The organism is Schleiferilactobacillus perolens DSM 12744 (assembly GCF_001435585.1).
Classification (GTDB): Bacteria; Bacillota; Bacilli; order Lactobacillales; family Lactobacillaceae; genus Schleiferilactobacillus; species Schleiferilactobacillus perolens.
The window spans coordinates 1-26,947 of record NZ_AZEC01000001.1; the positions used below are offsets into that span (position 1 = coordinate 1).

Here is a 26,947-nt window from a genome sequence, read left to right on the forward strand (position 1 = left end):
CACTCCTTGACTGCTATGGGCCGGGGACATTATTTTCCATCGAGGAGCTGACTGACATCCGTGAAACACTGGAAAAATCACCAAAGGATAAGAAATACGAACGGGTCAGCTGGCCCTTTTACCAGCTGGAACAGTTTTTGACGTACAAAGCCCAGCAGTATGGCTGTATCGTGATCAAAGTGGATGCGCACTACACCAGCCAACGCTGTCCCCAGTGCGGCACCATTGACAAGCGCGCTCGCAATCACCAGCACCACGAGTACCATTGCCAGCAGTGCGACTGCCGCACTAATGATGATCGCGTCGCGGCGATGAACCTGGCCGAACTTGGCCGGCGTTATTTGGCCGGGGACAAAGAGCCGTCGTTTGACTCAAAGAAGCAAAAGAAAACAAAACGGTCGGGCATGGCCTGACTTGCCGTCAGGGCGTTGTCAACCGCCCTCGGATGTAACCATTGCGTAGGAGTCGTAAGACGTTTGGACTACAGTTTCTCAATGGTACCAAGAGCAGCGCCGATCCACTGGGCGTGAGTTGCAAGTTCCCACTTCAACGACTTCGGTCGTAAGTGGGGGTAGTTGACTTTACTGGAATGGCCGCCGAATTGCGTGAAATTATCATTGTCAGGCTGCACAGTGGTAGTATTGATTTTAGTGCTATACAATTGTAAGTGAAGGATTTTGAATATGAAATTGGGGGTTATTAATGATGGCAAAGAAGCAATTTTCAATTCATCATGCATTAGCAGCTGGGGCTGTCGCTGGGACGGTTTCGGGTTTCGTTAAACTTGGGTGGGAGAACATCCTGCCGCCGCGGACCCCAGAGCGGGATGCCACGAATCCGCCGCAGCAATTTCTGGAACAACTCGGTTTGCCCAAAAAACTGGCCCATGCCACTTTCCACTATAACGGTCATGACATTCCTTGGACCAGTCTGGCCATTCACTTTGGCTTCTCCACTAGTCTTGCCATGCTTTACGCGGTAGTGCGCCATTATATGCCATTAGCCAAACTGGGCAAAGGGACCGTCTGGGGCTTGGGCGTCTGGTCGGTGGCCCACTTAGCGGCTATGCCCGCGATTGGTACCGTGCCGCCAGCCAAGGATCAGCCGATGGAAGAACACATTTCGGAAGCACTGGGCCATGCCATTTGGAACTGGGTCAATGAACTGGTCCTTGAAGAAATGGAAGATAAGAAATAACTGTTTCACGTGAAACGGGGAAAAGAGATGGGGCGTATGCACCGGTCGAATTGGCAGACACGCTGGCCGGAACGGATCAGCTACGGTCTTAGCGACGCCGCCGATAACTTGGTCTTCCAAATGATGACCATGTACCTGTTGTTTTTCTACACAGATGTTTATGGCTTACAGGCGGGGGATGTGGCGGTACTGTTCATTGTCGCCCGCATCGCGGATGTCGTCGAGAGCCCGTTAGTCGGCCTCATGATCGACCACACCCATTCCCGTTTCGGTAAATCGCGACCGTTTTTCCTCTGGTATGCGGTGCCTTATGTGGTGTTTGCCGTGCTCACCTTTGTCACGCCGCCACTGCACTACGGCGTTAAGCTCGCATGGGCCTACGTGACTTACTTAGGACTGGGTTTTCTATACACCGCCGTCAACTTACCGATCACGTCAGTCCTGCCGACTTTGTCGGATAATGACCGTGAACTCACATTGCTGGGGGTGATTCGCCAATTCTTCGGCAGTGCGGTCCAGATCATCGTGGCGGTCTTCACACTTCCGTTGGTGGCCGCATTTGGTGGCGGTAATGAGCAAAAGGGATTTTTGCTTACCATTAGTATGTTCGCCGTGATCTCTTTGGGACTCATCTTGAATACATTCCTGCAGATTCGCGAACGGCACAGCCAACCAGAAATTGCCCACCAGCCATGGCGTAAAGTCGTCAAAGCGGCCGGCCAAAATAAACCGTGGCTAGTCTTGTCCGGCGTGATCTTTCTCTTCTGGCTGGTCACGGCCATCAAGAACCAGACGACCGTGTATTACTTCAAGTACGTCTTCAACAATCAAAACTTGGTCTCTTACGCCAATAGTTTCACGTTCACGTCCCTGATCGGCGTGATTCTGATTATGTCGTTATCAGCCACCCACGGCAATAAGCGGACGATGGCCACCGGCATGTGGGTCGCGCTGGCGGGCCAGGTCGTGTTAGCCATTGGCGTATATACACATACGCTACCGATTATCTTCGCCGCCACCGCCATTAATGGGATTGGTCAAGGGATGGTGGTTGGTCTCGTATCGATCATGATTGCGGACACGATTCGCTATGGCATGAAGGTTTTAGGCGTTCAAGCGGAAGGTATCTTTTCCTCCGCCAACGACCTCGGCGTCAATCTGGGGTTGGGCTTAGGCGGATTAATCACCGGCGGGCTTTTCGACCTGGCCGGGTATATCCCGAACCACGCCCAAAACGCGGGCACGATTGCGATGATCAACGCCAACTATGTGTGGATTCCGTTGGTCGTTTATCTGGTAATGATCGCGCTGCTGCATTTCTATGACGAAAAGGCCTTGAACGCGGCTATTAAATCGCATTAAAAAAGTCGGCTTGCTTCCCATCCACGGATGAGGGGCAGGCCGACTTTTGACAGCGAGACACGAAACGATAATGCCACCAGCAGATGACCGCCTGCGCTTTTTCGGTATACGCCGCGCAGCGCTGTCGTATCTACAAAGGGTGAAACAAGCTAATTATTGCCGCGTGCGAATTTCGTACTTAATGAGGCGAGGTTTCCAGGAACGGCTCGCCAGATCTTCGTTGTGCGCAGCCAAACTAATGGTTACCAAGGAACAAGCAATCATGCCCAGGATCGCCAACACGCTGATTGCGAAACTATTCAGGTTCAACAGTGCCGCCACCAGTAAAGCGAGTGCCACGGTGGCGGACAAGTCAGCTGCGTTAATGCGGTGGTCGAAAGCTTGATGGTACCGGGTCCGGGCCAAGGCGGTCCTCACCTGCTGAGTGTTTGTACAAGTCTTAGCGATTGCCCGGTGTAAACGCACCAGAACGCGGCGTTCTTGGATGTAATCGGAGAACACCAGCACACTGATTACCGTGACGATCGTGTTGAGCAACAAAGAAACAGACATTTTTAGATAACCCTCTCTCGAACAGGGTCATCTGCTGGCACATTTTATTATGAATAAAAATCAAGAAATCGCAAGCAATCAGAGGGCAAAACCGAGCGCTCTGCTCGGCTTTGCCCGTTTCGATGTATGACTCGGTTCTCCCTGGGCAACTCTGCCCGTTTCTGCGGGCAAAGCGAATCAACGGTTCAACGCATCCAATTCCCCAATAATCGCGTTCACCTCAACCAAATCATCCGCCACGGCACCGGAGGCCAATGGATGACCGCCACCGCCATGTTTGATCGCCAACGGTTGGATCGGGATCGTCTTACTGCGCAGTTCCACCCGATACTTACCGTCAGGGCGTTCAGTGAAGACTGCCCAATCTTTGATCGTGTTCAATTTACCAATGAATCCCACGGCAGACTGTTCTTGACCGTTATGCAAATCAAGCTCGTGGATCAAATCCTGGCTGACGATCAGTGATCCCGCACCGTGGTCGGACACTGCCACATGGGTTAACGCGTAACCCAATAACTTGGCCACTTTCGGCGAAAACTCATCTTCCCGCCGCCCAATCGCGGGTGCATCAATCCCGGTACGGAGCAGATCGGCGGCCACTTCATGGGTGCGCGGAGTGGTCAGATCATACAGGAACCGGCCCGTGTCTCCGATAATACCCGCATACAAACAAGCAGCGGCCTCTTTGGTCAGCTGCAAATCGTCGGAATAAGTGATCAGATCAGCGACCATTTCGGAACAGCTGGATGCTTCTGGGTCGACCCATTGAATATCGCCAAATGGTTCGCGGTTCGGATGGTGATCAATTTTGATTAGCTGTTGCCCCAACGTATATTCATCCCCGGCGATCCGTGCCGTATTGGCTGTATCGATCACAATCACCAAGGCACCTTGATAAATGCTTTGATCAATCGTCTGTTGCGGTCCGATCCACGCCAATGTGGGCGCGTCCGGCCCCACAGCGTATATATTTTTATCTGGAAAAGCATGCCGTAGCACAGTGGCCAATCCCACTTGTGAGCCAATGGCATCCGGATCGGGATTCAAGTGCCGGTGAATAATGATGGTGTCGTACTGATGAATCGCAGTCAAAACCTGCGCGATTGCGTCTTGCATGATTGAATGCCTCCAAGTCGTATTTGCTTTACTGTCTATATCATAGCGCAGAAAAGCCGGTGATACAGGCTAGTGAGTCGATGAGCCGAGCTGAAAGTTCAAACACTTCTCGTCATTTGGTATACTATGTGTGATTCAGGAGGAGTTTGATGGCAGCTCCTCTCTAAAACATAACAAACCATCCTGACGCGGCAACGTGTTTGGCTTGCGGATTAGCTGTTGAGAGAAATTTTTTGGCTGGTTATACCGACAAGCATGATGCGAGGGATTTCGAAGGCAGACCCTGGCTAAATAGAAAAAGCCGACATACAGATTAGAGAGGGCTTTGGGAGTGTACCCTGGCTAACAGAAGAACTCCTAAAAGAGATAAACCAGTACTCAGTTAAATCGGGTGCTGGTTTTTTGCGAGTGGATGCCCGTGCTGTCTTGGAAGTAATTTTTAGATATTTGGAGTCACAAAAAGGCACATGTGATATCGGCCGGAATGGGCCGATCACATGTGTCTTAAGCTGTGTTTTTATAGCTGCTCAGGATCAACAAAGAAAGTCACTTCGCCAGTCGTTGGATCAACACGGGCAAAAACTTCAACTTGCTTGCCCAAAATGGCGTTATCCTTTGTCAAAAAAGTTTTTCCTACGCCACTAATCGTCACGGTTTTCAAAAGATAGCGATCATTACTAGCCATCGTCATGCCCCCCACAAACAGTGAATTAGATAGTGTTGCTTTGTGGGTATTGTACTGCACATGTGGAAAAGCCGTTAACTACTTGCATCAAAGGTCAGTGAAAGCTTTACTTTGCGGAGTTAGCCAAGATGTTATCGATTTTCTGTAATTCCTCGGCAGTGAAGTCCAAATGATCCAATGCCTTCACGTTGTCCACGACTTGACTCGGCCGGCTGGCACCAATCAGAACACTGGCAATTTCCGGTACCCGCAGGTTCCAGGCCAGGGCCATTTCTGCCAGACTTTGACCACGGACAGCCGCCACATCGTTCAACTGCTTCACCGTGTTGAGCGTCTTTTCGACTTGATCTTCATGAAGAAATGGAATGGTCGACTTAGCCGCCCGGGAATCCTTGGGGATGCCGTGCAGATAACGATCCGTCAGCAATCCTTGCGCCAGCGAACTGAAGCTGACCGCGGCCTTGTGTTCCGCCCGCAAAACAGGGAACAGGTCCTTTTCAATATGCCGATCAAACATGTTGTAGCGGGGTTGATGAATGATAAATGGTGTCTTCAAGTCCTTGAAGATGGCCGCGATCGCCTTGGTCTGGGCACCGTCATAGTTGGAAATGCCGACATACAGGGTCTTGCCTTCTCGAACGAGTTGATCCAGGGCCAGGGCCGTTTCTTCCACCGGTGTTTCTGGGTCAGGCCGGTGGGTGTAAAAGATGTCAAAATAATCCAAGCCAGTCCGCGCTAAGCTCTGGTTGGCACTGGCAATAATGCTCTTACGGGAGCCCCAGTTGCCATAAGGGCCAGGCCACATCAGATAACCGGCCTTGCTGGCGATGACCATTTCGTCCCGGTAAGGTTTCATATCGGAGGCCATGATCCGGCCGAAGTTTTCCTCGGCACTGCCCGGGATTGGGCCATAGTTATTGGCCAGATCGAAGTAGGTGATTCCCAGATCAAAGGCCTGATGGATAATGGCCTTTTGATTTTCCAACGGGTCCACACTGCCGAAGTTATTCCATAACCCGAGGGCGATGGCGGATACTTTCAAGCCGCTTTGACCGACACGATTGTAAATCATTTTGTCGTAACGTTGTGCGTTTGCTAAATAGACCATTGATTTTCGCTCCTTATTAATTGATACTCTTAGCATAGCGCTTCAAGCTGGCTTGAAGTCAAGGAGGAAATTGCATGACCACATACACAATCGGCGAGGTTGCCCAGAAGTACAATATGCGTCCGTCCACATTACGTTATTACGAGGACTTGGGATTACTTTATAATGTGCCGCGGGAAAATGGGCACCGGGTTTATACCGACCAGCACTTGTCCCGATTGAGTACGATTTGCTGCTACAAGAACGCGGGGATGTCGCTGGATGAACTGGCGGCATTCTTCCATTACAGCGAAAGCGAAGAGGATGTGGCAAAGACGTTGGCCTTGCTGGATGAGGTGGATGACCGGATTCAGCGGCAGATCTCCGAACTGCAGGCCAATTATCAGCAGATCCAACGTAAAAAACACTATTTTGCTGATATTCAGACCGCTTTGGCTGCGCATCAACCCCGGCCAAAGTGGGAAGATTACCGACACCAAATCTATTAATTATGACGGCCGTTCTGTGTGCGGCTTTTTTAATGTCAACTTTCGTAAAAAATAACACAAAATAATGATTCATTTGTTCACAAATAGGGCGTATTATAATATATGTAAGCGCTTAAAAATGTGGGAAAATAGGATTTTTGAAGGAAGGATGACGCGGGATGATTGGGGAAAAAATTACGGATCGGGAGAGCTTGCTGGCCTATTTTGACGCATTACTGGCACCGACCAAGAAGTATCGACAAACTGGCAATGGCCGGCTGAATTTAGGCAGTAGTGCGACGCATTATAGCGATGATGAAGCCCAGATTGAAGGGTTCTTGCGCCAGCTTTGGGCGGTGGGGCCGCTTTATGGGCAAGGTATATTAACGGATAGTGATTTCAAATACTATCGGCAGGCCATTTTGGACGGCGTGAATCCGCAGCACCAATATTACTGGGGGCAGATTACCGATTATGATCAACTAATCGTGGAAATGGCCGCGCTGGCGGTGACGCTGATTGAGACGAAGGTGCGGTTCTGGGATACTTTGAACAAGCGCCAGCAAAACAATATTTATCATTGGCTGAATCAGGTAAACAGTGTCGGAGTTTGGGAGAACAATTGGCGGTTTTTCCGAATCTTGGTGAATGTGGCGTTCATCAAATTAGGTCAGCCCGCCGACCACAAACGTTTAGTGGCTGACTTGGAGTTGATCGACACCATGGCCTTGCCGGATGGTTGGTACTTTGACGGCAATCCCCGGCAGATGGACTATTACATTCCTTGGGCAATGCATTTTTATGGTCTGCTTTATGCCCACTATATGGCAAAAGAAGACCCAGAGCACAGTGCCCAATTCGTGGGGCGGGCCAAGGCGTTTGCTCAGAGCTTCCAGTACTGGTTCGATCGCAACGGGGCGGCGGTACCCTTTGGCCGCAGTCTCACGTATCGTTTTGCCCAGGCTGCTTTTTGGTCCGTCTGTGTGTTCACGAATGTAGAGGCGCTGCCATGGGGGCAAATGAAGAGCCTCATTTTCAACCATCTCAATTATTGGCAGACCCTGCCAATCACGAAGCCGGACGGGGTACTGAGTATCGGCTATGGTTATGAAAATCTCTACATGTCTGAACATTATAATGGCCCAGGATCGCCGTACTGGAGTTTCAAAACATTCATTGTTCTGGCGGTACCAGCGGATCATCCGTTCTGGGCGGCGCCTATGACACAGCCAAAGCGGGCTGCCCGGATTCAGATTGCTCCGGCGAAGATGCTGGTGACCAATCAAGGGGGTACCAACGTGATGCTTTATCCCAGTGGGCAGTATTCGTCCCAGGCTCACAGTGATGAAAAGTACAGCAAGTTTGTTTATTCTTCACGCTTTGCCTTCAGTGTCGGTACAGGGCGGCACGGTTTAGAAGATGGCGCCTTCGATAGCGTTTTGGCTGTAGCGGAGGATCAAAGCGATCTATTTGTGGCGAAGGGTAAGAATCTGGCCAGCAAGGTCACGACGGACTGGGTGCAGCATACCTGGTCGCCGCTGCCCAATGTGGGGATTGTCAGCACGATCATTCCGCTGGGCGAATGGCATGTTCGGATTCACCAAATTGTGACCCAGCGGGCGCTGCAAGTGGCTGATGGCGGCTTTAGCAATCTCGTGCCGGACAGTCACGCAGACAGTCATCCCGCATTGGATTATCCCGGTGGCCTGGCCTTCCAATCTTCCATTGGCACCACCGCGATTGTGAACATGCTGGGCTACAAGAAACTGCAGGCCGTGTTCCCCAGTCCTAATTCCAATCTGGTGTATTCCCATACGGTGATTCTCACCACCACCGTGGCATTGTCGCCGGGCACGTATCTATTGATCAGTGCCCATTATGGTGGGACGGATTTGCCGCTGGCAACGCCGGATGTGGATTATGATGGTAAGCAAGTGACTGTCGGTTGGGCAGGCAAAGATGTGGTTGTACCGCTGTAACTGACGAGATAGACAAAAACGGACCGTCAATTCCGACGATCCGTTTTTTGAATGTACGCGTGAACAGATAGTGCTATCTAGAATGGGAGATCATCAGATAATTGTCGAGCAGATTGATAAGAACCACGATAAGCAATGTGATCGTCGAGTTGAATTTCCACCACGTAAGATTGTTGGTTTTTGGGGAGTTGAATAGTGGTGTGGTTTTTTAGTAGTGCATTCTGTTTTGGCCCAGGCCACATCGCCGTATGCCCATCTTGAAAAGTAAAATACATTCGATAATTCAAATAATTTTCGCGGGCAGCACCATCAAGTGCGTATATTGTATCAAGGCCCCAGGAACGTGGGTAAGCTTCGTTTGTACGAGCATCGACATTAATTTCGTTGGCAGTAAGCTGAACTTGATCGATGAAGTTTCTATCCTTGAAAAAGATGGTTTCGTCACCAACCCGAATTAGTGAATCAAATTTAAAAACATTTCGGTCGTGCAGTAGTTGAGTCAATGTTTCTCGTTCTGCCTGCGTGCGAACAACGAGATATTTTAAATCCGTTAGATCCAGTTGATTTGGTATCACTATTTCAGCCTGACGATGATGGATGATATCGCGATTTTCTTGTGGTGTACCGAGTAACGCTCGATTGTTGAAGATTTTTGCGAAAGGCAATTGTTGAAATTGCTCGGGAGCATGGAAAAAGTCGGCCTCCCCATGTATTGCTAAAGATTGTGCAGTGAAGAGAGCTTCTGAGCTAGAAAGTAGTGTTGCTAAATCAAAAAGAAAGAAAATCGGAATGGGACAATCAGCATGAAGCTGACTTCGATTAGCCGCAATCTGAAATCCCTCGTTGTGATATTGTGTTGGTGTTTTAGGACGGAAATATAAGCGAACAAGGTCCTCAATATTGTTATTCGTTCCACCAATCACTTCGCTACTGGCATTGTCGTTACGCATTTTGTCTGCTTTCTTGGCAAGATTACGTGATAATAAGTAACCATCTGTCAAGATGCTGACCGCGTTGGTAATATCTGTAAAATGGTATGCAAAACGCGGCCAAAAGTGCTGCAACTTTGAGCTTAATCCAGTATTGATCTCGCCACTAATCATTTTTCGGATAATGAGTGCATATGCATTATTTTGTGGCATAAGTTACTCTCTCATTGGTCTGTTTACTAGTGTCTTGTTGATTGGGTAATTGATCTCGTCGTAATGAGATAGCGTTCAACTTGGAATGATTTACGCCAACAGATATGCACTTTACATATGGGACTTGAGCTAACAGTGAAAAGAAGAAGTCGCTTTCCGACCCTTGTTGTAACGGTTCAGGCAAATCCATTGCTGTGACAACACCCTGGTCGCGAAGACGAGTCCACAAGTCAGCAATGTCTGATTGTGAGACTGCATATATTTGGCCACTAACATCAGTGATTTTCATAAAAACAGCTGAGGTGCCATCATTGGTCTCACTGGTGAACTCATTTTCCATTTGAATACGATGGCTGCGATATTCAAAAGTCGGTTGTTTCCATGCATTGATTAAGTCGTCTTTGAATTCTTCAACGCTTAGTGCACTTGGGTCGCTATCCAACCATTGCCGCATTTCGGAAATATTTGCATATTCTGGCTTCGAATTTTCCCCTTCATACAAATGGATGTAAACGGGGATAGGCAAATGCGCCAAATATTTCTCCATTAATGGCTTAACAGTTTTCTCCCAGTCTAAACCGCCATTGCCCACGCCGAGTTGGGGAAAAGAAATGGATGTAATACCCCTTTCTTGGTACGAAGCCACAAACTTCTGTAAACCAGCTTCGATGTATTCAGCTTTTGACCTGTTTCGCCAGTTCACTTTTGTTGGGAAGTTAAGAATCCATTTCCCGGACGTTTTGTACAACCAGAGCTTCCCCACCGTAAGTTGTCCTTGCTCGCAGAAGCGGCGATACTCTTTGAACATATCTGGGTAAAGTTTCTTGAAAGTGAGTGCGATGCCTTTTCCCATGACACCCACAGTGTTTACGGTATTCACAAGAACTTGTGCTGGACTGTCGAATAGATTCATAGTGACATACATGAGCATAGCAAACACCTCCTATTAGCACTCTGCAGCAAATGAATCTGTAAAACAATTTTAGCACAGTCCGCAAGAAGTTACTGGGATGGTGATTATCAGATGAATCCAGATAGGTATTCCTCACTTTGCGATCATTGAATTGGTGGGTGCCTCATTGATCGCGCTACCGGGATCGACATTCATCGTCGGCCAACTCGAGCAGGGCAGTGCGTCCGTGGCGATGGCTTTAGTTTGTATAGTGATCACCACGAGGTTGTTGGGTATATTGAACAGACTTACAGAAAAGGCGGCGCTGACGGTGGAGTAATGGTGAGCATGGTTGGCAATGATCCCGTATGGATTGTGCTACACTACACTCACAATCATTGCTAAAGCGGGGAATTATCATGCTGAAAACCATTCTGTCCGGCCTGACCTTTGTCGTCCTTTTCCTCATATTCTATTTGGTGCTTTGTGTCCTCATCGCTGGTGTCGCTACGATTATCAATCACTTTCGCAAGAAACCGGGTAAAGATGTCTTCTGGCGGACCTTCTTGGACATGTTTCTCAATATTCTTGACCCGTTAAATTGGTTCTAGTGGATAGCGAACCAGTTGGTGCCATCAAAGTGGTCGACAATATTCGCTAACCGACCGCCATCCCCATTCCGGGCGGCTAACCGTACACCGATCTGGGCCGGCGGGTCGCCGGGGATCATTGGGATCATGGCGGCGACATCAATCCCAGCCTGCAGGTCATCGGGGGCTAGCGTGGTGCGCCCTAAAACCTGTTCGTTTGTATCAACGACCAACAGCTCGACAGTCGCCAGACCCAGCGGCGCTGCAAATCCATAATTATGCAAGGTCACCTGCACCGGACTGGCAAATACGTCCGGTTCCCAGGTGATTTTTTTGACCTGCAGACGATAACCGAGATAATCTCGAATATAGTCAAAGACAGTCCGTTGCAGGGGCTGACCTTGGGCATCTTTAAACCATGCCGGCTGAAATGGCCAGTGGCGTGCGGTCAAGGTTTCCGCATCAATCGGTTCATACTGCCAAGCCAGCATTGACGTTGTGGTCGGTATGCCAGGGTAGTCTTTGACCCCCTGATTGTGCAGTTCGTTTTCGAGTTCTTGGGCAGAAAACGAACCGCTCTGGGCCTCCAAATAATTGTGCGCCAAACTCAGTGACGTAAAGTGGCTGTCAATCAACCGCTGGATAAAGGGCTGGCTGGCAATAGTCGGAGTTTTCAAATAAATCGGATTCGCCCAAAACCAAATCATCTCGCCGTCCTGCAAGATATGGGCGGTGTCCCGCAGATACTGCTGGTAGGCGACAGCATGGTCGTTGTCTTCCCCCGTGTTCCATTCGTGAGGTACACCAATCAAGAAATCATCGTGGAAACCCAGCCGGGACTGATCAACGGCACTCAACGCGGGGGCGTTTTTGGTTTTTATATCGTACATACGCAGTTGCACTTGAATCTCTTCAGGTACGCTCCGCAATAAGGTGCGTAAAATCACAGTTTCGTCCGTCCGCTGGCGGGCATCGCCATGCCATTCGCCCCAGGGTCCAATAAATCCTGCCTGGACCGCGTGAATTGTGCCGGCAAACTGGTGAAAAAGACGGCTGAGTTGTTGGATATGTTGGATGATTTGCGGCAATTTTGGCTCTTGCCGCAAAGGGTGGGCATCGTCCCAAATATAAGCGAACCGTAGCAAGACTTTCATATGCGCGGCCGCCACCATCTCCAGATAGCGGGTCATATTGGCAAACGCAATCTGATCCAATGGTCGTGCCTTGTAATCGGTCAAATAGAAATACGTCTGGGCTAAGGTGGGCCGATCAGTTTGATGCAACGCCAATGCTTGATGAAAGGCGGCAAAAGCATCCATGTCGGCCGACTGGTACATCCCTTGACCGGTGGCCACATTTAAGTACGTTTCCAGCCGCAAACCGCGGTCGGGATTGGCCAGTAATTGTTCTGTATCGCTACCGGGCAGTGCTGGGGGCATCATCGTAAGCATAATGAACCTTCTTTCACACTACATTTTTATCACATTTTTTTGCTATGGTGGGCCGTGAAGGGATGAGAAAATGATTATTGATTGTCACGTGCATATGTTACCGCAGCCATTGAACACGCGGTATTTAACACATTTAGCAACAACGCATGATATGCGCTTTGGTCCGGCATATTTGTGGAATGATCCCGCCTTTGAATCGCTGGAGCAGCAGCAACAAGCATTGGCTGCGTACCATATTGACCGAGCACTAATTACCTATTCTGCTAACATGCCGTTAATTTTGCGAGTATCTGCCAACCACTTTCGCAATTTGGATGAAGAAATCACTTGGGTCAACGAGCAGATGGCGATTGTTGATGAAAAAAGCGGTGGTCAAATTCAACCCTTGGCCTACATCGACCCCACTTGTGCTGGAGCGCCCGCTGCAGTGACTCATGCGGTGCAGGATTTGCATATGCCTGCAGTGACGACATTGACGGATTATATGGTGGAGGGCAAACGCGTCTATTTAGACGACCCGGCTTTGCGCCCATTTTGGAAAAAAGTAAACCAATTGCGTGTCCCCGTCTTTATTCATTTTGCTTCCAATGTGGCCTTGCAGGAAACTGGCACGCCCACGACTGGATTTATGAGTGGAGAGCAAATTAAAGCGGGCTTGGGCCAGTTGGTGGAAGATACATTGGCGCTCTTGCGCATAGTGTTTAGCGGTGTGTTGGCCGAATTCCCCCATGTAAGGATTGTCTTAGGTCAACTGGGTGGGGTATTGCCATTCATTCTAACTCGCCAGGAAATGCTGTACCAAATGTATGCCAATGGTTTGCCTGCCAATCAACGACCGGTACCGCTGTATCGCCTGGCAGATTACTTACCGCAAATTTATGTGGACACCCATTCCATGAGTGCCGCAGAAATCACCTTAGCTGTTCAGATGCTGGGTGCGGACCATGTTGTGTTTGGCAGCGACTATCCGATTACACCGGCCCGATTTGGGCGAGGAAATGAGCTGGCAGCGATTCAGACACTTGATTCAGATGTTCAAAACCAGATCCGGTATCAAACTGTGATGGATTTACTACCCATGTTGAAAAAATAATGGATCAGTCAGTTTTCACGTGAAACTAAGCTTGTTTTGTGATGTATGCTTAAACATCTGGGTTGCCGTGACAGCTTGCTGCCACCCGGCATAAAGATATTCCCGTTCATCTGCTGGCATCGTCGGGGCAAACCGTCTGCCAATGTTGACGATTGTTTCCAGCTCATCGGGATTATCCCAATATCCCACAGCCAGGCCAGCGAGAAAGGCGGCCCCCATGGCGGTGGTCTCTAGATTGGCCGCGCGTTCGATCGGAATGCCGAGAATATCTGCCTGAAACTGCATCAAATAATTGTTATTGGCAGCACCGCCATCGACCCGCAATGCCTGAATCGGAATACCAGTATCAGCGTTCATCGTGTTCACGACGTCCCGAGTTTGATACGCCAGAGACTGTAAGGTGGCCTTGATGAAGTCTTCTCGGGTGGTACCGCGGGTAATCCCGAAGACCGCACCGCGCGCATTGGCGTCCCAATACGGTGCACCCAGTCCAGTGAAGGCGGGCACCACATACACTTCGTTTTGACTGGTGGACTGGCGGGCGGCCATTTCTGAATCGCCGGCTTTCTCCACCATCTGCATCGCGTCCCGCAGCCACTGGATCGCTGAACCTGCGACAAAGACGGATCCTTCCAGGGCATAGGCAATCTGATCGCCGACCTTGTAGCCAATAGTGGTGAGCAGATTGTTGTTAGAAATGGTCGGTTGGTCTCCGGTATTCATCACAATGAACGCCCCGGTGCCATACGTATTTTTCACCATCCCCGGTTCCAGTGCCAACTGACCAAACAGGGCACTTTGCTGATCCCCCGCCATACCAGCGATGGGGACGGAACTCCCATAGAAATGATAGGGTACTGTCTCGCCGTATACCTCGGAATTACTGTGCACGGTGGGCAGCAGTGCTTTAGGGATATTCAAAATTTTAAGAATTTCGTCGTCCCACTGTAAAGTGTGGATGTTAAAAAGCATCGTCCGTGATGCATTGGTATAGTCGGTGATGTGAATAGCGCCACCGGATAATTTCCACGAGAGCCAGGTATCGATGGTGCCAAAAAGGAGCTCACCTTTTTCGGCCCGTTCCTGCGCGCCCGGGACGTGATCCAAAATCCAGCGAATTTTTGTCGCCGAGAAGTACGGATCAATTAACAGACCAGTCTTATCATGAATCATTTTGGCATAACCGTCTTTTTTTAACTGCTCCGCAATGTCTTGAGTCTGGCGGGACTGCCATACGATGGCGTTGTAAATGGGCAGCCCCGTCTTCTTGTCCCAAATCACCGTGGTTTCTCGCTGGTTACTAATTCCGACACCAGCGATCTGATTCGGCTGGACATGGGAATAAATAAACGCCGTGGCAATCGTTGACAACACCGCATTCCAGATTTCATTGGCGTTGTGTTCGACCCACCCGGGATGGGGGAAATACTGGGGGAACTCGCGCTGGGCTTCCGTGATCTTTTGCCCGTTGTGATCAAAAATCACCGTCCGTGTACTGGTAGTGCCCTCGTCAATTGCTAATATGTATCGTTCATTCGTGACCATGGAAATCCTCCTGTGACAGCATTACTTGGTTTCGATTACACCATGGTACACCCAAGCATTCAAGAGGGCCAAGCAATGACGAATAATGTTAAGCACAAAATACTTAAATTTGTGCGTAAAAAACTTAGATAAATCGCTTTCGCTAAAAATGTAAGCGCTGTATGATAATTGTTGTACCAGTCTGTTTAAAAGCAGAGCGGGGAGGCGGTAACTGGCGCAAGGGGATTGGTACATTGGGAGAATTTCTCTGTTTCAAAAAAGAATGGAGGAAAGAAAAAATGAAGAAATTGTTTAAGGCGGGCTTAGCATTGGCTGCTGCAGCAGGGCTGTTGGCGTTAATGCTGGCCGGTCACGGCGGTACGGTGCGTGCTGCAGACACAGCGCAAGAACCACAGTTTATGGTGTACTATCGGGCTTGGCGCGACAAGACCATGGCCGGTGTGAATACTTCTTTACCAGACAAAAATACTATTGCCATGACCGATTTGCCCACTGGTATTGATATTGTCAATGTATTCAGTTACGTGCCGGCCGGTCAAGAGAAGCAGGCACAATTATTCTTTGATACGTTGAAATCCACATATGTGCCGCAGATGCATGCGCGGGGTGTGAAACTAGTCCGGGCGCTTGATTATGGGACGTTGCTCAAGATCACTGAAAAATATGGTAACGATCCGACGCCGGCACAATTTGATGCCTATGCTAAGGACCTTTTGCAAGACTTATCCGGTCAATGGGGCTTAGACGGTTTGGATATCGACATGGAAACCAAACCCACGGCGGCGCAAGTGAAGATTTCTGACGGTGTGGTGAACGCCTTGGCAAAATATATTGGACCGAAATCGGGGAATGCTTCGACTCGGTTTATATACGATACCAATGGGTCCAATGTAGATCCTTTCAAGAATGTGAAGGATGCATTCAATCTGCTTGGCTATCAGCAATACGGTTCCGATTCTAAACGCACCGCCAAAGCAGTGGCGGACTACCAGAATGTCGGTTTCCCGAAAAATCAATTCCTAGCGGGACTGACTTTCCCAGAAGAACAGGATGAAAATAACCGCTGGTACGATACGGATCCGATTTATACCAATAGTCATATTTATGATATTGCCAAGTATGTCCGGGAAAATCAGTTAGCCGGGATGTTCTTATACGCAGTGGATCGCGATGGGCGCAACTATAAAGAAGACTTGAATCGCATCGTACCGACCAGTTTTGCTTGGACTAAAGCGGCCATTGAAGAAGTGAAAGGAATTTCAGTGACTGAAGCGAAAGCCATTGCGAATTTCTATTTGGCCCAAAACAAGAGCAAGTGGACGGCTGATCAGGTCAAGACGGCCCAGGACACCATCAACAAAGGCACCAACATTTATGATGTGAACAAAGCCTTCTTGAATGATGATTATACGTTGGCTCTGAGTCCAACTTTTGATCCATTGGCTGTGAAGAATCAAATGGAAACAACAAAGCCTGAGTACACCGACATCAATGAAATCATTTATGTCCAAACTACCAAGGCTAGCCAGTACGCTTATACTGACCAGTTCAGAGAAGATGGCACACTTGCTGGTTTAACGCTGGGTTCTGCCTGGCGCACCGCCCGCAAAGCAGTCACCGCCAGCGGCGACACCTATTACCAAGTTGGCGCCAATGGCTGGTTGAAAGCCAGTGATGTCACCTTGACCCGGGTCATTGATGAAACCGGTGTTGTTCAAGTCACTAATGATCAAGGTGCCGCCACCGTCGATCACCTGACCAATGGCCAAAAGGTGCAAACTCTCAAGAACGGCACCACCTGGCGTTATACCGCTCGGGCTGGTGACTACTATCTGGTCGCAGATCGGCAATGGGTCAACACCAACGACGTGACGGTCACGCCAGCACCGGCTTCCGGCATCTTCAAAGCCGGCAGCAAGGGTGCTGCACTGTACAATGGGACTGGCGAAAAACAAAGCCGCTCATTAGCCGCAAAAACTGAGTGGCGCATCACGGGTGTGAAATGGATTAGCGGCCATGCGTATTACCAAGTGGCTAAAGACCTATACGTGCAAGCACCAGACGGTGTGATTGCTTACAATGTTGGCAAACAAGCGGTCCAGTTGTATGACAATCAGGGTAATACCGTGAAAGCGGTCCTGGGGGCCCATACCAGCTGGCGGGTGACCAGTACAGTGTCGCGTCAAGGACATCTGTATTATCAAGTCGCCACCAACCGCTTTGTCCGCATCTATTAGACCAAAGTATCGTAGTTTAAAATAAAAAACGGGTCTACTGATTGTTGACACACAAAAAGAAGCTTTCAATGGGTTAGTTCCTACTGGAAGCTTCTTTTGTGCGGCCAATCGAATTTACTTCAACGGTGTCCAGGTTCCGTTCAGACCATTGACATAAGAATCCGTCGATACCCGATAAAAGACAGTACCGTAGTAATATTGCACACCGGTTGTTAACCAGCGCGTATTCACTTTTAACTTTCTGGTTTCGACTGGATAATTACCAATGTGGCTGACTGCAGGCACACCGTTCTTACTGGTGACGGTAAAAACACCACGACGGGGCACGATAGTCACATCGCTGGCTTTCACGTATTGGTTATTACCGACTTGAAAACCCAAAAGCTTGTTTTTTGAACTAATGTAAGCCTTTGGATACCGCCATTGCGTGCCATATGCCAGCTTGCGTGCATAGGGTTGGCTATTATTCCATCGAAGATTACCATACATCGTGGCCTCAGCGCGATTGGTGACTTTGACAATTCCTTGGTCTGATACCCCCCAACCGTTTGGATATGAATCTTCGGTAGCTACGGCAGTACCAGGCAGCCACAGATTTGTGCCTACTTGATACGCATAGATACCGACACTGCTGATGTACTTGTAAGTGATGATCTCCTTGACATCATAGCGCCATGCGGTACCAGCGGCCAATGTCCGGTTGGCAGGTGTCAATAATTTGGAATCGGTATACAATTGCTGTGTTTTGTTACCCAGAGTGACTACCCCGAAATCATTTCCGCGGGTATACGTACTTGGATCATTGGCGGTCCATGAATCAAGACCCACCCAGCCGTCTGGAATGTGGTAAGCCATCACCTGATTGGTTTTGGTATTCGTGGCAATTTGATCGTAGGCGGCAACAGCTTGGTGGGGCATGTAACGGTCCGCAAAATGCGTCACTTCCGGCCCAAAGATCTTCAATGCGGGATCCTTGTAAGCATTGAAAGTCCCTTCGCCGTGCCGGAAATAGATGTAACCGGTCTTGTTGGTGACTGCTAATGAATCGGTGGTATCGGTGACCGGCGCATCATCGTTGGCCGCATGAACCGGTGTGGCGACGATGGTTGTTAGGCTCAAACTAAGCAATGCGGCGCTGAATAAAATGACAAATGATTTCTTCATTGCTAAATCCCCTTTATGACAGTTGAAATATATTTGTAACACAGCTGTCACAATCATCGTAGCCCACTGTCCCCTGAACTGCAAGTGGTATAAGTTAAAAATTCATTAACTTGATACCTGAGTATGTTTTAACGACGGCACCCGCTTACATATGCGGCCGTCGGGGCACCAGCACGGTCACACTGCCGCTATCATACCGGCGACGGGTGGCGGAGTACTCAAAGGGGGTGCCGTCTTCGAGATACACGACCTGGAAAGTCTGCAGTACCGGGGTAGTATCGTCACAATGCAAATATTCTTTATCGTAATGATCTGGCTTATCCGCACTGATTTCTCGATACGCGGCCCCAATCACTTTTTTCAAATTGGTCCGGATATAACCGTAGATCGATTTGTGTAATACCGCATCATTGATCCCCGGAATCACACCGACCGGCATGGTGGTGTGTTCCAGTGCAAAAGGGGCACCGTCGACATTACGCAGGCGAATGATGTGGTAGACCGGATCACCGGGATCCAGATGCAACCGTTCCTGTTCGTCCTTGGTAGGGAAATCCACCTTGAACTTGATCACCTGACTGACAATCTTGGCCTTGCCGCCCAACAGCGAGCTGGTGCCCACATATTGATCCACCCGCAAGTTGAGTTTGGACATTTCATCGATATTATGTTTCACGTAAGTCCCTGAACCTTGCACGCTGTAGGTCATACCCGCTGCGTTGAGGATGTTCAGGGCTTTTTGAATAGTCATCCGGCTGGTCTTGAATTGTTCGGCCAGTTTCTTTTGATCGGGCAGCCGGTCACCGGCGGTGTATTTTCCTTGGCGAATAGTTTCACCAATGTGATTGGCGATATCTTGGTAGAGTGGCATATTTGATCCCCCATTTTGTAATTTGTCCACTTTAGTATAGTCAACTTTTGGAAGATGTAAAGTCATAAATAAAATATGACTTTACAAGTTGGGAAAACCGCTATATGATGTAAACGGATTAAAGAAAGCGTGACCAGTGGGTGGCGCTGACGAATACAACTAAAAGTGAGGAGCAGTGATCGTGACAGAATTACGCAAAGACTTTTTATGGGGTAACTCAGTCTCCAGTATGCAAACTGAGGGTGCGTGGAATGAAGATGGCAAAGGTCCGTCCGTGTATGACATCCGGCCCGCGACGGAGAAGGTATCCGACTGGAAGGTTGCCATTGACGAATATCACCGGTATCCCGAAGACATCGAGTTGATGAAAGACCTTGGAATGAATTGTTACCGGTTTCAGATTTCTTGGAGCCGCGTGCAACCCGATGGCGAAGGCGCATTTAACGAAAAGGGAATCGAATTCTACAGCAATTTAGTCGACGAATTATTGGCCGCCGGCATTCAGCCCATGGTGGCCCTATATCATTTTGACATGCCCCTGAATCTCGCTAAGAAATACAACGGCTTCATCAACCGCCAAGTGGTGGATAATTTCTTCCAATTTGGCAAGAAGATGGTTGATGTTTTGGGTGATCGGGTGAAGTATTGGCTGACATTTAACGAACAAAACCTCTATGGCTTTAGCCATGCTTTTCCCAGCAGCGGTTATCTAAAAGGAGATAAGACCCTCCACGATCAGTATCAGATTTTCCATAATGTCGCCTTAGCGCATGCCAAGGTAGCCAATTATATCCACGCCAACAAACCTGGTTTACAAATCGGTGGTATGGAAGCTTATCAAGTCGCTTATCCGGCAACGCCAAACCCGGCTGATGTCGCCGCCACCCGAGAATATACCGAATTTGTCGACAACAATTTAATTCGGATTTTCACAGAAGGTAAGTATTCTGATGAAGTCCTGGCCTTCATGAAAGCCCATGACCTCGAGGATATTCTTAAACCGGATGAAATGGCCGAGATCGGCGAAACGCGCAGTGACTTCTTTGCTTTCAGTTACTATGCCACCTTCACCATTGATTCGACTCAGATTCCTACCGGGACGGCGCCGAACTACTTTGCTGAAGTCGGCACCAAGAAAAATCCCTATCTGCAAGCCAATGAATGGGGCTGGCAGATTGATCCTCAAGGTTTTGAAACAGCGATTTTAACCTTACAAAACCAAACGCACCTGCCGATCTTCCCGATTGAAAACGGGATCGGGGTTCGCGAACATTGGGATGGGGAGCACGAAATCGACGACGATTATCGGATTGCTTATCACCGAGACCATATCCAAGCGATGAAGAACGCGGTAGCTAAAGGCGCGAACGTCATTGGTTACTTAGGCTGGGGGTTGATCGATATTCTCAGTTCCCAGGGTGACATGGAGAAACGGTACGGCGTGGTTTACGTTAACCGGACAAATGATGATTTGCGTGATCTGAAGCGGGTACCCAAGAAGAGTTATCACTGGTTCAAGCGGGTCATCGCCAGCAATGGTGATGTCCTGTAATTAGGAAGGAGAATTCTCATGGCAGAAGAAAAATCCCATGCTGGACTGCATAAGTTTATGGATAAATTCGCCGAAGTATCCGGGAAAGTCGGGAACCAAGTCCATCTTCGGTCCTTGCGGGATGCTTTCGCGGTGATCATGCCGCTGTTTATCCTCGCTGGGGTCGGCGTGTTGATCAACAACGTTGTCTTTCCGCTGATTGCTAAGGGCCAAACATTAGCCAATCTTCAGGTTTGGGGCAATTTAATTAGCAACGGGACATTGAATATTGCTGGATTAGCCCTGGCGCCCACGATTGGTTATGTGTTAGCGCGGAATAAAGGTTACGACAACCCGATTTCCGCCGCGATGATCGCGTTATCTTCACTCATTGTCACTATGCCGATCACGGTCCAAATGATTCCCACTGGCGCAAAAAAAGCCGTCGATATTACCGGGGCTTTGAGCTTCGCTAACTTAGGCACGACGGGGATGTTCTCGGGTATTATCATTGGTTTGCTGGCAACGACATTGTTCATCAAACTGGCAGCAGTCAAACATTTACAAATTAATATGGGTGACAGTATTCCACCCATGGTTTCCCGTTCTTTTAACTCCATGATTCCTGCTATTTTAACAGTTTCTACATTTGCATTGGGTGCGGCATTACTTTCAGTATTTGGCCACACCAATTTGATTGCCATTATTACGGCCGTCATTCAGGAACCGTTGCGCCGGTTCAACACAAGTTTGCCGGGTATGCTGTTTATCTATTCAGTTGGGAACTTCCTTTTTACATTGGGAATCCATCAGACTGTGATCAATGGGACCTTACTAGATCCCGTATTATTGATCAATATGAACAAGAATATGGTGGCATACAACGCTCATAAGTCGATTCCCTATATTTTGACTAATACCTTCCGGGATACTTTCGGAATGATTGGCGGTACTGGTTCTACACTGTGCTTGTTAATTGCCATCTTTGTCTTTTCTAAGCTGAAGTCCAGCCGAGATATCGCTAGTCTGGCTGTAGCACCTGGAATCTTCAATATCAACGAGCCGGTCATCTTTGGTTTTCCCATTGTATTTAACTTGCCGATGATGGTTCCGTTTGTCATACAGCCGGTTATCGGTATCTTGATTGCTTATGCAGCAACCGTGTTGGGCTGGATGAACCGCGTCGTCGTCTTGATTCCGTGGACCACACCGCCGTTCCTCAGTGCGTTTCTCGCCACTGGTGGTGACTGGCGTGCCGTGATCGTTCAATTGCTAATCATCGTGGAGGGCGTGTTCTTCTATCTGCCGTTCTTGATGGTAAGTGATCGGGTAACGAAGCGGAATGCTGAATTGGAACGCGCACAATAACCCAAAGTCAGAAGTTTGAAACGATGAACGATTGACCAACAAAACCTAAAACGCCTTTACAACAGCGATCGTTGTAAAGGCGTTTTAGTATACCAATAGATTAGGTGTTAATGGAATTCACCTGCAGCATCCGGTTTCGACACTTCCGCAAAGCTTGATGTGGTCCCATCTTGCCAAGTAATTGAACCATCAGGATGAACCACGCCGCTAAACCCAGGTGCTGGATTGACGGTCGGTTCGACTTTCCAACCGCCAGCCACTGGGGTTGCTTTGAGTGTGCCGGGCATTACTGCCATGGCGTGGGCAAACAATTCTACTGCCCGCTGTGCATTGGCGATTACGGGTTGCTGAGTAGAACTGGCTGCAGCAGCAGAGCTGGATTGTGCCGGGGCACTGCTCGCCGCCGCTGAAGAACTAGCGGCACTACTGCTGGCTGCAGGAGCCGAAGAACTGCTGGCCGCAGCACTTGATTCGCTGCTGCTTGTGCTAGCCGTGGGCACAGCCGGCGCTTTTTTGCCCTTGGCAATATCAGTGAATGCCGTGGCGATCGGATCGTCTTTAACAATGTCTAACGGAATTTCTTTACCAGTGTCGCCGCCGGTTTTAGGCGTCAATACCACTGGCTTGCCCTTATGAAAGGCAAAAACATACAAGTTTCCCTGGGGCGCCACTTTTACATCCGTGTAGACGGCGACCACGTTATAGTACGCCGAACCATTCCCAGCAGTGGACCAGCGAAATGTCCGCTTATTGCCGTTGACCGTGGTATCGTGGTTCTCCAATGCCTGGGGATATTCCACCTTATCGTAGGTCACTGTGCTTTTCTTTGTATAGGACACATAAGCGGTATCCTGGGCTTTGCCCAACGCGGTCATATAATCGGCCAGCTTCTCACTACGGGATGTCGTCCAATATTTGCGGGCCTGGACCTTGGTCACCCGACTGCTGCTCTTTGACGATGTGTCCTTACTCTGTGGTGAATTATTGCAGGCTGTTAGCAACATTAACGAGGCCGCTGCCACCATAGCCAACTTGAATTTCATAGTTCTCCCTCGGATCTATTATGCCAATACCCAATTAACGCGTCCAAAAATTCCCATATGATACAAGTGCAGTATAGCGCAATTGGTTCCGGAGTGGAAAAATTTAGACGTGATCAATCCAGAAGGGAACAAGGCCCAGGATTTTTCGGTGATCACTTTATTGTTGGATACAGTGTTTCTGAATCACCGAAAAGCGCGATTACCACATCTAACTCATGGTGAGTGAGGAATTCGTTGATGGTATTAGTCGCTACCTGCAACGCCTGCTCTTTGGGGTAACCATAAATGCCGCTGGAAATTAAAGGGAAGGCAATACTGCGACAATTGTGGTCAATCGCCAATTGGAGGGAAGTCTGATAAGCAGATTGCAGTAACTGGCGACTTTTCTGTGCTTGAGTTGAGCGATAGATGGGCCCGACGGCGTGAATGACATACTTGGCGGGTAGATTGAAACCGGGTGTAATGGCGGCCTGACCAGTTTCAACAGGGGCCACTTTATCTGCAGCAGCCTGTAACTGTTGAGGACCAGCTGCGCGGAAGATGGCGCCAGAAACACCGCCGCCCATGGACAGACGGGGATTGGCGGCGTTGACGATGGCATCGACATGCATTTTGGTGATATCTTGACGGACGAAAGTCAGGGGCATGATGAAGTTCCTTTCTAAATTCGATTCTGACGCCAGTATAGCAAATAAGGCCAGATGCTGGCGGCATTGTGGTTGTGGTAAGATAAGTTTCTCAATCTACGAGGAGGGCACCATGATGGCAGATGACAAGTATCGTTCCGTTTTATCAATTAATGTCGGTGGGCATACAAAAAAAGAGTTACACCAGGCTTTAAGCCAAGCCAATGTGCAACTCAATCCCCACGGAGAAAGTTTATTTGACGATTCGCGGTTTACTGTATCCCCGCAGGCTCATCCAGAAACCGTCGTCTTCGCCACTGTGGCTGATTTAGGCTTCCCCAATGGGGCCAATCTACCCACTATCTTTCAAAAAGCCGAAAGTATTGGCTGGCAGCTTTGCCCATTGGAACTAGCGGTGTACTTGCGTTTACAGTGGCAGGGACAGGAAAAGAGCACTAACAACATCCTCCACAAACACGAAGCGCCCCAAGGTGCCGTGACAGTGGCGTCGCCAGTGATCGATCCCGACCCCAATCACCCCAAGGGCTTTTATCTACGTAACATTGATGGCCAATTATGGTTGCGCGGCTACATCTGTGATGATGAGTATGTTTTTCATCCAGAAGATCAATTTGCCTTTATCGGTGGGAAATAGGGAGCAACGCATTAATGGTTTTCGCGATTGGTTCCGGGTACTCTCAGTACCGGATTCTTTTTCAACGGGGATTGATTGTATGTAAAACATCAATTGGCCTGATAAGTATGCGTATGAATTTGCCAAAAGCAAACGGCAACAAATCTGTCATGAGAGCAAATTAGGCGTAAATAAAAAACCGTTTGGCTTCGTCGACACCAAACGGTTTTTTATTTTGTGGGCAACAAAGATTAGTCGCCTAAGTAAGCGAAGACCACTTTTTCATCATAAAGATGCAGCATCTTCTCGTATACCAGTCGTGACAGCCAGCCCACCACGATGGGCACAGCAAACCACACGACTAGGGCCATCACGAAGTTCAGACCGGCATCAATTGACGCCAGCGGGCCAACCAAACCGACTAGGCCGAATCCAGCGGAAGCCGGTGTACCGGAAACGCTGAATAGAGCAACAGGAATGGCAGAAATGACGCTGGTGGTCAATATTGGCAGCAGAATGATTGGATGGCGGAAGAGGTTCGGAATCATCAACTTCATGGCACCTAAGGCCACAGCGATGGTTACGCCGGACTTGTTCGTCTTCCAGGAATGAATTACCAATACGACTGTGGTCACGGCCACACCCATGGCGGCGGCCCCAGCGGAGACGCCGCTGAGCTGAATCGCCATCCCAATGGCGACAGTGGAAATCGGAGTGATGATCAGCATCGCGAACATGCAGGTAATCAGGATACTCATCAAGATTGGTTGCAGCGTCGTGAAGGAGTTGATCAAGTTACCGATCCAAGTCGTGATTTTGGCGACATAAGGCAGGATCAGCCAGCCGACCCAACCGGCCCCAGCGCCCACGATGATGGGTGAGAGGACGATTTTTACAGAACCGAATTTTGTCCCAATGAGCATCGTGAGTCCCACGGCTAAGGCGGCGGTGATCATGGTGTTGATCAAGTCGCCGGTCCCGGCAGAGAGATACATCCCCGCCGCTTTCGTGGTCGGATTCACCGCCACGGCGTTGAACTGGGTGACTCCGGAACCCACATACGCGGCCCCGGCGACGATTGCCATATCCAGTGGTGCCAGACCAAACTGCAGGGCGATCAAGGCGCCAATTAACAGTGGTGTGGCGACTTGGAACACGACTACGACATGAGTTAGTTGCAGGGCAATTTGATTTTGTCCGAATAATTTCAGAATAGCCGCCAAGACGGCGTTAGGGATTAACCCCACGATGATCCCGGTGGCGGTACCAGCCAAGACTTTGTTGAAGAAAAGTTTCGGCGTCATTTTAGGCGTTGCAGCATTACTAGACATGCGCTTTCGTCCTTTCCACGGCTCCCACCAATTGCTCCTTCGCATGGATCAACTGCGTTAACAACGCACAGTAGGGTGTGGGAATGCCATATTTTTGACCCTTACGCCACACGGCTCCATTGATGAAATCAATTTCGGTGGCGCGATGGTTCTTGACCAGATCCTGATACATGGACGGATAGTGTCCCGCAATGTTGGCGGTAAATGTACCAGCCACATGGTCGTAAACTTCCTGTTCGTCCAAGTTGATGCCTTCTTTAGCCGCCACAGTCGCAAATTCAGCAATAATTGTGTGCAGCAAGTCCGAAGCCACTGTGGTACTGCCCAGTTCGCCGATGTTGCATTCCAACAGCGAGCATAAGCAGTTCAAGGTCCCGTTCACACAGGCCTTCCGCCAAATTGAATACTTGACGTTCTCACTGTACTTTGGATTGAGCCCCGCTTCGGTGAATACTTGCACGACTTGTTTGGTGAAAGCTTCACCGGCGGGTTCAAAGTTTTGTAACTCCACGTCACCATTGCCCACCAGAGTCACTTGGCCAGGGCCAGTCATTCCGGCGGTCCACATGGTGATGCCGAGAATCAAGTGATCCTTGGCGACGTAATCTTCCAGAATATCCTCATGGCCGATGCCGTTAAGCAGACACAGGACATAAGTGACTGGCGAAATGATCGGTTTCACGGCTTCCATCATGGACCGTAATTGGTTAGATTTCGTAAAGACGATAATCAGGTCCGGCTTCTCACCCGTCGCGTCCACCTCAGCGGGGGAATAAATTGGTAACTTGACGGTCACGGGTTCCCCGTTAAAGTCCGCCTTTAAGCCATTGGCCCGGATGGCGTCGACATTGTCTTGCCAACCATCGACCAATTCAACATTATGACCAGCTTGATGCAACATGATCGCGAAGCGGCTGCCCATACCACCGGCGCCGACAACAGTAATTTTCATTATAATAGCCT

Annotated in this window: 26 protein-coding genes; 11 read left to right on the plus strand and 15 right to left on the minus strand. The window is 49.2% G+C overall.

Annotated elements, in window-relative coordinates; translation table 11 throughout:
* On the plus strand, window positions 1–413 hold a 413-nt coding region (locus tag FD09_RS00005), incomplete at its 5' end, for a zinc ribbon domain-containing protein (RefSeq protein WP_157053625.1).
* A 68-nt stretch (window positions 414–481) separates the two neighbouring features.
* Here FD09_RS00005 and FD09_RS16150 read toward each other — a convergent pair.
* Complete coding sequence (locus tag FD09_RS16150; protein ID WP_157053626.1) at window positions 482–661, minus strand: hypothetical protein; 180 nt, start codon at window positions 659–661, stop codon at window positions 482–484.
* A gap of 41 nt (window positions 662–702) precedes the next feature.
* Here FD09_RS16150 and FD09_RS00010 point away from each other — a divergent pair, with 41 nt between their 5' ends.
* Entirely contained in the window at window positions 703–1,197 is a 495-nt protein-coding gene (locus tag FD09_RS00010; RefSeq protein ID WP_057817005.1) for a YagU family protein, read from the plus strand.
* Window positions 1,198–1,233: 36 nt separating this feature from the next.
* Window positions 1,234–2,559, plus strand: coding sequence for an MFS transporter (locus FD09_RS00015; protein ID WP_057817007.1), 1,326 nt, complete (start codon window positions 1,234–1,236; stop codon window positions 2,557–2,559).
* Between the two features lie 153 nt (window positions 2,560–2,712).
* On the opposite strand, the gene FD09_RS00020 is transcribed toward FD09_RS00015, so the two are convergent.
* The 4 genes from FD09_RS00020 to FD09_RS00030 all read right to left on the minus strand — a co-directional run bounded on the left by FD09_RS00020 (window position 2,713) and on the right by FD09_RS00030 (window position 6,020).
* On the minus strand, window positions 2,713–3,111 hold the full coding sequence (locus tag FD09_RS00020) for a hypothetical protein (RefSeq protein ID WP_057817009.1): 399 nt from the start codon (window positions 3,109–3,111) through the stop codon (window positions 2,713–2,715).
* 177 nt (window positions 3,112–3,288) lie between these two features.
* Complete coding sequence (locus tag FD09_RS00025; protein WP_057817011.1) at window positions 3,289–4,227, minus strand: DHH family phosphoesterase; 939 nt, start codon at window positions 4,225–4,227, stop codon at window positions 3,289–3,291.
* 517 nt (window positions 4,228–4,744) lie between these two features.
* Window positions 4,745–4,912 carry a hypothetical protein gene (locus tag FD09_RS16155; RefSeq protein ID WP_157053627.1) on the minus strand — a complete coding sequence of 56 codons (168 nt, stop codon included), beginning with the start codon at window positions 4,910–4,912 and terminating at the stop codon, window positions 4,745–4,747.
* A 106-nt stretch (window positions 4,913–5,018) separates the two neighbouring features.
* The gene (locus FD09_RS00030; protein WP_057817014.1) at window positions 5,019–6,020 is read right to left on the minus strand and encodes an aldo/keto reductase; all 1,002 of its coding nucleotides are present in this window, start codon (window positions 6,018–6,020) and stop codon (window positions 5,019–5,021) included.
* A 74-nt stretch (window positions 6,021–6,094) separates the two neighbouring features.
* On the opposite strand from FD09_RS00030, the gene FD09_RS00035 reads away from it, so the two are divergent.
* The gene (locus FD09_RS00035; protein ID WP_057817016.1) at window positions 6,095–6,508 is read left to right on the plus strand and encodes a MerR family transcriptional regulator; all 414 of its coding nucleotides are present in this window, start codon (window positions 6,095–6,097) and stop codon (window positions 6,506–6,508) included.
* Window positions 6,509–6,666: 158 nt separating this feature from the next.
* Complete coding sequence (locus FD09_RS00040; RefSeq protein ID WP_057817018.1) at window positions 6,667–8,466, plus strand: DUF2264 domain-containing protein; 1,800 nt, start codon at window positions 6,667–6,669, stop codon at window positions 8,464–8,466.
* A 77-nt stretch (window positions 8,467–8,543) separates the two neighbouring features.
* Here FD09_RS00040 and FD09_RS00045 read toward each other — a convergent pair whose 3' ends face one another.
* Both FD09_RS00045 and FD09_RS00050 read right to left on the minus strand, forming a co-directional pair.
* The gene (locus tag FD09_RS00045; RefSeq protein WP_057817020.1) at window positions 8,544–9,608 is read right to left on the minus strand and encodes a DarT ssDNA thymidine ADP-ribosyltransferase family protein; all 1,065 of its coding nucleotides are present in this window, start codon (window positions 9,606–9,608) and stop codon (window positions 8,544–8,546) included.
* Entirely contained in the window at window positions 9,595–10,539 is a 945-nt protein-coding gene (locus FD09_RS00050) for a macro domain-containing protein (RefSeq protein WP_057817022.1), read from the minus strand. Before FD09_RS00050 ends, FD09_RS00045 begins: the two co-directional genes overlap by 14 nt.
* A gap of 380 nt (window positions 10,540–10,919) precedes the next feature.
* On the opposite strand from FD09_RS00050, the gene FD09_RS00055 reads away from it, so the two are divergent.
* Window positions 10,920–11,111, plus strand: a complete 192-nt coding sequence (locus tag FD09_RS00055) for a hypothetical protein (protein ID WP_057817024.1) — start codon at window positions 10,920–10,922, stop codon at window positions 11,109–11,111.
* Here FD09_RS00055 and FD09_RS00060 read toward each other — a convergent pair.
* Window positions 11,108–12,541 carry a DUF4874 domain-containing protein gene (locus FD09_RS00060; protein ID WP_057817026.1) on the minus strand — a complete coding sequence of 478 codons (1,434 nt, stop codon included), beginning with the start codon at window positions 12,539–12,541 and terminating at the stop codon, window positions 11,108–11,110. The genes FD09_RS00055 and FD09_RS00060 overlap by 4 nt on opposite strands.
* Before the next feature lie 70 nt (window positions 12,542–12,611).
* Here FD09_RS00060 and FD09_RS00065 point away from each other — a divergent pair, with 70 nt between their 5' ends.
* Window positions 12,612–13,634 carry an amidohydrolase family protein gene (locus FD09_RS00065; RefSeq protein ID WP_057817028.1) on the plus strand — a complete coding sequence of 341 codons (1,023 nt, stop codon included), beginning with the start codon at window positions 12,612–12,614 and terminating at the stop codon, window positions 13,632–13,634.
* Between the two features lie 15 nt (window positions 13,635–13,649).
* Here the strand turns inward: FD09_RS00065 and glpK are convergent, their stop codons facing one another.
* Window positions 13,650–15,179 carry a glycerol kinase GlpK gene (gene glpK, locus FD09_RS00070; RefSeq protein WP_057817030.1) on the minus strand — a complete coding sequence of 510 codons (1,530 nt, stop codon included), beginning with the start codon at window positions 15,177–15,179 and terminating at the stop codon, window positions 13,650–13,652.
* Window positions 15,180–15,457: 278 nt separating this feature from the next.
* Here glpK and FD09_RS15795 point away from each other — a divergent pair, with 278 nt between their 5' ends.
* Window positions 15,458–17,416, plus strand: coding sequence for an EndoS/ChiA family endoglycosidase (locus FD09_RS15795; RefSeq protein ID WP_083487347.1), 1,959 nt, complete (start codon window positions 15,458–15,460; stop codon window positions 17,414–17,416).
* 114 nt (window positions 17,417–17,530) lie between these two features.
* On the opposite strand, the gene FD09_RS00080 is transcribed toward FD09_RS15795, so the two are convergent.
* Window positions 17,531–18,580: a hypothetical protein gene (locus tag FD09_RS00080; protein WP_057817032.1), complete on the minus strand. Its 1,050-nt coding sequence runs from the start codon at window positions 18,578–18,580 to the stop codon at window positions 17,531–17,533.
* A 145-nt stretch (window positions 18,581–18,725) separates the two neighbouring features.
* The gene (locus FD09_RS00085; RefSeq protein ID WP_057817034.1) at window positions 18,726–19,451 is read right to left on the minus strand and encodes a GntR family transcriptional regulator; all 726 of its coding nucleotides are present in this window, start codon (window positions 19,449–19,451) and stop codon (window positions 18,726–18,728) included.
* A 181-nt stretch (window positions 19,452–19,632) separates the two neighbouring features.
* On the opposite strand from FD09_RS00085, the gene FD09_RS00090 reads away from it, so the two are divergent.
* Window positions 19,633–21,003: a glycoside hydrolase family 1 protein gene (locus tag FD09_RS00090; protein WP_083487349.1), complete on the plus strand. Its 1,371-nt coding sequence runs from the start codon at window positions 19,633–19,635 to the stop codon at window positions 21,001–21,003.
* An 18-nt stretch (window positions 21,004–21,021) separates the two neighbouring features.
* On the plus strand, window positions 21,022–22,350 hold the full coding sequence (locus FD09_RS00095) for a PTS sugar transporter subunit IIC (RefSeq protein ID WP_057817036.1): 1,329 nt from the start codon (window positions 21,022–21,024) through the stop codon (window positions 22,348–22,350).
* 107 nt (window positions 22,351–22,457) lie between these two features.
* Here the strand turns inward: FD09_RS00095 and FD09_RS00100 are convergent, their stop codons facing one another.
* A complete protein-coding gene (locus tag FD09_RS00100) occupies window positions 22,458–23,393 on the minus strand; it encodes a DUF4767 domain-containing protein (RefSeq protein ID WP_057817038.1) in 936 nt (311 codons plus the stop codon).
* 152 nt (window positions 23,394–23,545) lie between these two features.
* Window positions 23,546–24,043, minus strand: coding sequence for a macro domain-containing protein (locus FD09_RS00105; protein WP_476707413.1), 498 nt, complete (start codon window positions 24,041–24,043; stop codon window positions 23,546–23,548).
* Window positions 24,044–24,155: 112 nt separating this feature from the next.
* Here FD09_RS00105 and FD09_RS16615 point away from each other — a divergent pair, with 112 nt between their 5' ends.
* Window positions 24,156–24,674 (plus strand): hypothetical protein, encoded by a 519-nt coding sequence (locus FD09_RS16615; protein WP_235812171.1) that lies wholly within the window; start codon window positions 24,156–24,158, stop codon window positions 24,672–24,674.
* A 230-nt stretch (window positions 24,675–24,904) separates the two neighbouring features.
* On the opposite strand, the gene FD09_RS00115 is transcribed toward FD09_RS16615, so the two are convergent.
* Together FD09_RS00115 and FD09_RS00120 are read right to left on the minus strand one after the other, a co-directional pair.
* A complete protein-coding gene (locus FD09_RS00115) occupies window positions 24,905–25,984 on the minus strand; it encodes a PTS sugar transporter subunit IIC (protein WP_027829525.1) in 1,080 nt (359 codons plus the stop codon).
* The gene (locus FD09_RS00120; protein WP_057817042.1) at window positions 25,977–26,936 is read right to left on the minus strand and encodes a 2-dehydropantoate 2-reductase; all 960 of its coding nucleotides are present in this window, start codon (window positions 26,934–26,936) and stop codon (window positions 25,977–25,979) included. Before FD09_RS00120 ends, FD09_RS00115 begins: the two co-directional genes overlap by 8 nt.
* Between the last annotated feature and the right edge of the window lie 11 nt (window positions 26,937–26,947).